This is a genomic window from Streptomyces sp. NPDC059456, assembly GCF_042750055.1.
Lineage (GTDB): Bacteria > Actinomycetota > Actinomycetes > Streptomycetales > Streptomycetaceae > Streptomyces.
This window is the reverse complement of record NZ_JBHYVA010000820.1, coordinates 1-3,403: the sequence shown is the minus strand read 5'-3', so window position 1 is coordinate 3,403 and position 3,403 is coordinate 1. Positions and strand designations below refer to the sequence as shown.

Genomic DNA, 3,403 nt, shown 5'->3' with positions numbered 1-3,403 from the left:
CGTCCGCCCCGCCCCACCCCCCCCCCCCTCCACCCCCGCCCCGCTCCCCCGGCGGGTCTCCCCCCCGGGCCGCCGCGGGGTCTATCGAGCGGGTGCAGGCGGGACGCTCAGGCGGCGAGGCCCAGTGCGGCCATCCGCTTGGTGTGCGCCTTGGTGATCCGGGTGAACATCTCGCCGACGGCCGCCAGGTCGAAGCCGGCCGCCATCCCGTCCACGCCGCCGACCAGCATGGTGGAGAGCGCGTCGCGCTCGGCGACCACGCGCTGCGCCTGCGAGAGCGCCTCGCCCATCAGACGGCGGGCCCACAGCGCGAGCCGGCCGCCGCAGCGGGGGTCGGCCTCGATGGCGGCGCGCACCTTCTCGACGGCGAAGCCGCCGTGGCCGGTGTCGTCCAGCACGCTCACGACGAGCGCGCGGGTGTCGCTGTCCAGGTGGGTGGCGACCTCGCGGTAGAAATCGCTGGCGATCGAGTCGCCGACGTAGGCCTTGACCAGGCCCTCCAGCCAGTCCGACGGCGCGGTCTGGCGGTGGAAGTCGTCGACGCCCTTGGCGAAGGGCTCCATGGCGGCGGTGGGCTCGGCGTCGATGGCCGCCAGCCGGTCGCGCAGCCGCTCGAAGTGGTGGAATTCCGCGGAGGCCATCTTCGCGAGTTCGGCCTTGTCGTCGAGGGTGGGCGCGAGCTTCGCGTCCTCCGCGAGGCGCTCGAAGGCCGCGAGCTCTCCGTACGCGAGTGCGCCCAGCAGGTCCACGACGGCGGCGCGGTACTGCGGCGAGGCGGAGGCGGCCGCCCAGTCCTGGGCGGCGATCCCTGTCGCTTCGGCGGCGGCGCCGTCGTCGGCGGGCGATGCGTTTTCAACGGTCGACATGCTCCGCACAATAGCCCGCCGGAAGGGCGCCCAAGGCACCGCATCGGGTCACTGACAGTCCGCCTAAACGCGACTACCAGGTGAATTCACCCGACACACCTGCGCGATTCCGGGGTACAGTGGTAATGCGCCTGCCGGATACTCGGCGGGCCATCCGAATGAGGATGCCCGGTCGGTGGCCCGATCGGCTCCACCCGACCGCCCTCGGCGTGATGCGTACGTCCATGCGTACCGCTTCTCCACGAGGGGCCCCCTCAGCGGCACGAGCGCTTGAGCGAAGGCTAGTGGTCCCGCGCAGCTTCGTATTGCTCTCCCGAACGTGGGAGGGCGCAGTACTGCAAGCCAGGCACGGTACGACCCCCCTCGCCGCCTCGCGCCGCGTCTCACAGAAGAGGCAGCACCCTGACTACGTTCCGAGACCTCGGGATCTTTCCCGAGACGGCCGAAGCCCTTGAGGCCGTCGGCATTGTGTCCCCCTTCCCGATCCAGGAGATGACCCTCCCCGTCGCCCTTTCCGGCACGGACGTCATCGGCCAGGCCAAGACCGGAACCGGCAAGACGCTCGGTTTCGGCCTTCCTCTGCTGGAGCGGGTCGTCGTCCCCGCGGACGTCGAGGCCGGCCGGGCCACGCCCGCGCAGCTCACCGACTCCCCGCAGGCCCTCGTCGTCGTCCCGACGCGCGAGCTGTGCACCCAGGTCACCAACGACCTGCTGACCGCGGGCAAGGTCCGCAACGTCCGCGTCCTCGCCATATACGGCGGCCGCGCGTACGAGCCGCAGGTCGAGGCGCTCAAGAAGGGCGTCGACGTGATCGTCGGCACCCCGGGCCGCCTGCTCGACCTGGCGGGCCAGCGCAAGCTCGACCTGTCGCACGTCAAGGCGCTCGTCCTGGACGAGGCCGACGAGATGCTCGACCTGGGCTTCCTGCCCGACGTCGAGAAGATCATCAACTACCTGCCGGCCAAGCGTCAGACGATGCTGTTCTCGGCGACCATGCCGGGCGCGGTCATCGGCCTGGCCCGCCGCTACATGACGCAGCCGACGCACATCCGCGCCACGTCGCCCGAGGGCGAGGGCGTGACCGTCGCCAACATCAAGCAGCACGTCTTCCGTGCGCACAACATGGACAAGCCGGAGCTCGTCTCCCGCATCCTGCAGGCCGAGGGCCGCGGGCTGGCCATGATCTTCTGCCGTACCAAGCGCACGGCGGCCGACATCGCCGAGCAGCTGGAGAAGCGCGGCTTCGCGTCCGGCGCCGTCCACGGCGACCTGGGCCAGGGCGCGCGCGAGCAGGCGCTGCGCGCGTTCCGCAACGGCAAGGTCGACGTGCTCGTCTGCACGGACGTCGCCGCGCGCGGCATCGATGTCGAGGGTGTCACCCACGTCATCAACTACCAGACGCCGGAGGACGAGAAGACCTTCCTGCACCGCGTGGGCCGCACCGGCCGCGCGGGCAACAAGGGCACGGCCGTCACGCTGGTCGACTGGGACGACATCCCGCGCTGGCAGCTGATCAACAAGGCGCTGGAGCTGGACTTCCACGACCCGGTCGAGACGTACTCCACGTCGCCGCACCTGTTCGAGGAGCTGAACATTCCGGCGGGCACCAAGGGCATCCTGCCGCGCGCCGAGCGCGTGCGGGCCGGCCTGAAGGCCGAGGAGCTGGAGGACCTGGGCGAGACCGGCGGCCGCGGTGGCCGTGGCGGCCGCGGCCCGGCCGCCGCCGCCCCGGCCGAGGAGCGTCCCGCCCGGACGCGCACCCCGCGCCAGCGCCGCCGTACGCGCGGCGGTGCCGAGGTCGCTGCCGGTGAGGCCGCCGTGACGCCGGTGACGGAGGTGGCGGAGGCTCCCGAGGCCCCGGCCGCCGACGAGCCGCGCAAGCCGCGCCGCCGCCGGACCCGTTCCGTGACGACGGCGGCCGCCGCGGCCGCCGTGGCCCCGGTCGCCGTGGCTCCGGTCGCGGTCGCCGAGGTCGTGGTCCCGGCCGTCGAGGTCGCGCCGGTCGCCGAGGCTCCGGCCGCGGAGGCCCCGGTCAAGGCCCGCCGGACGCGGACCCGCAAGGTCGCCGAGGCCCCGGTCGCCGAGGTCCCGGTCGTGGCGGAGCCGGCCGTGGCCGAGCCCGTCAAGGCCGAGCCGGTGCGGGCCCGCCGGGTCCCGACCCAGAAGCCCGTCCTCGCCCAGGTGACGCCGATCGCCGAGTCTCCCGCCGCGGAGGCCCCGGTCAAGGCCCGCCGGACGCGGACCCGCAAGGTCGTCGACGCGGCCCCGGAGCCGGACTTCCAGGTGGCCCCGCCGGTGGAGCCGGTCAAGGCCCGCCGCGCCCCCGCCCGGACCCGCAAGACCGCGGAGGCCGCCCCGGTCGCCGAGGCCGTCGCGGTGGCCGAGGAGGCCCCGGCCAAGCCGAAGCGCACCCGGACCCGCAAGGCCGCTGCCGCGGTCGTCGAGGCTCCGGCCGCGGCGGTCGCCGAGGAGGCTCCGGCGAAGCCGAAGCGCACCCGGACCCGCAAGGCCGCTGCCGCGGTCGTCGAGGCTCCGGC

Annotated in this window: 2 protein-coding genes; one reads left to right on the top strand and one right to left on the bottom strand. The window is 73.9% G+C overall.

The annotated features are described in order from the left end of the window. Positions 1–107 precede the first annotated feature (107 nt). Positions 108–866: a ferritin-like fold-containing protein gene (locus ACFXA3_RS39040; protein ID WP_385195562.1), complete on the bottom strand. Its 759-nt coding sequence runs from the start codon at positions 864–866 to the stop codon at positions 108–110. A 492-nt stretch (positions 867–1,358) separates the two neighbouring features. Here ACFXA3_RS39040 and ACFXA3_RS39035 point away from each other — a divergent pair. Beyond that, positions 1,359–3,403: DEAD/DEAH box helicase (locus ACFXA3_RS39035; protein ID WP_385195559.1), on the top strand; the 2,045-nt coding region annotated here is incomplete at its 3' end.